This window comes from Thiolapillus sp. (genome assembly GCF_048562965.1).
GTDB lineage: Bacteria > Pseudomonadota > Gammaproteobacteria > Chromatiales > Chromatiaceae > Thiolapillus > Thiolapillus brandeum_A.
This window is the reverse complement of sequence record NZ_JBHNMF010000712.1, coordinates 1-1,540: the sequence shown is the minus strand read 5'-3', so window position 1 is coordinate 1,540 and position 1,540 is coordinate 1. Positions and strand designations below refer to the sequence as shown.

Here is a 1,540-nt window from a genome sequence, read left to right as displayed (position 1 = left end):
ACTAAGTAATGAAAGCCACAGAAGCCAAGCTACTCGATTTTCTGAAGAAATCACCACAGTTTGTGATTCCTATCTACCAGCGCACCTATTCCTGGACGGAAAAGGAAGTGCGGCAACTTTGGGACGATATCCTTCGCGCAGGGCAGAACGATGATATTTCAGCCCATTTCATGGGTTCAGTCGTGTATGTGGAAAAGGGTCTTTATTCAATATCCGCCCAGTCGCCGTTGCTGGTTATCGATGGTCAGCAACGGCTTACAACAGTCAGTCTGTTGATCGCTGCATTGGCGTCGGCGATCGGTGAAGGAGAGCCGATAGAAGGTTTTTCTCCCCGGAAACTGCGTAATTACTACTTGCTGAATCCAGAAGAGGAGGGCGAGCGCCACTTCAAATTGATCCTTTCCCAAACAGACAAAGCCTCACTGATCTCGATCCTCAAGGATGCGCCACAACCAAAGGAACATTCAATCCGCATTACAGAGAACCTGAAGCTCTTCCAGGAATTATTGGTGGGTCAGAAAGAGGATCTTGAAACCGTCTGTAAGGGTATTGCCAAGTTGATGGTTGTCGATATATCGCTTGATCGCGATCAGGATAACCCACACTCATTTTCGAGAGTATGAACTCCACGGGGCGAGAACTTAGTCAGGCCGACCTGATTCGCAACTTCATACTCATGTGCCTGGAATCCGAACTACAGACCCGGCTCTATGAGCGCTATTGGCGGCCGATGGAGCTGGCCTTTGGTCAGGAAGCCTACACCACCCACTTTGACGGCTTTATGCGGCATTACCTGACGGTCAGGACTGGCGAGATTCCCAAAATGGGCGAGGTCTATGACGCGTTCAAAAAACATGCGCGGTCATCCAGCGTCGCCAATGCGGGTGTGGAATCGCTGCTTGCGGAGTTGCACGCCTATGCCGGACATTTCTGTGCCATGGCGCTGGGCACTGAAGAGGATTCAGAGCTCGATCGTGCTTTCCACGACCTGCGGGAACTCAAGGTCGATGTCGCCTATCCATTGCTGCTCGAGCTGTATCACGACTATCAAAGTCAGATTCTTTCCAGAGAAGACTTCCTCAAGGCGGTACGCACAATAGAAAGTTATGTTTTCCGTCGTGCGGTCTGTGCCATACCGACCAATTCGATGAACAAGACGTTTGCCAATATGGGAAAGACGCTGAAGAAAGATCGCTATCTCGAACGCCTCGAAGCTGCCTTTCTGTTACTGCCGTCCTATCGCCGTTTTCCGAAGGACGATGAATTTAAACGTGAGCTCAAGATCAAAGATCTCTATAACTTCCGTAGCCGGAGTTACTGGTTACGAAGGCTGGAGAATCATGGGCGCAAGGAGCGCGTGCCAGTAGATGAATACACGATAGAACACATACTGCCCCAGTGTGATAACGATCCTGAAAAAGTGCCCACCGTGTGGCGAGAGGAACTTGGTGACGATTGGGAAAATGTTTGGGAGACCTACCGGCACACGCTCGGTAACCTGACCCTGACCGGTTATAACTCGGAATACGCTAACCGCAGC

The 1,540-nt window shown here is 50.6% G+C and carries 2 protein-coding genes; both read left to right on the top strand.

The features are described from left to right. The first annotated feature begins 8 nt into the window (after positions 1-8). The gene (locus ACOCD2_RS19445; protein WP_419582385.1) at positions 9-623 is read left to right on the top strand and encodes a DUF262 domain-containing protein; all 615 of its coding nucleotides are present in this window, start codon (positions 9-11) and stop codon (positions 621-623) included. Beyond that, positions 620-1,540, top strand: a 921-nt coding sequence (locus ACOCD2_RS19440) for an HNH endonuclease family protein (protein WP_419625921.1), incomplete at its 3' end; no start/stop codon positions are given. The genes ACOCD2_RS19445 and ACOCD2_RS19440, both read left to right, overlap by 4 nt.

What these genes read in the sequence shown, in the direction of transcription:
- ACOCD2_RS19445 (WP_419582385.1), top strand. Translation starts at nt 9, where the DNA reads ATGAAAGCCACAGAAGCCAAGCTACTCGATTTTCTGAAGAAATCACCA.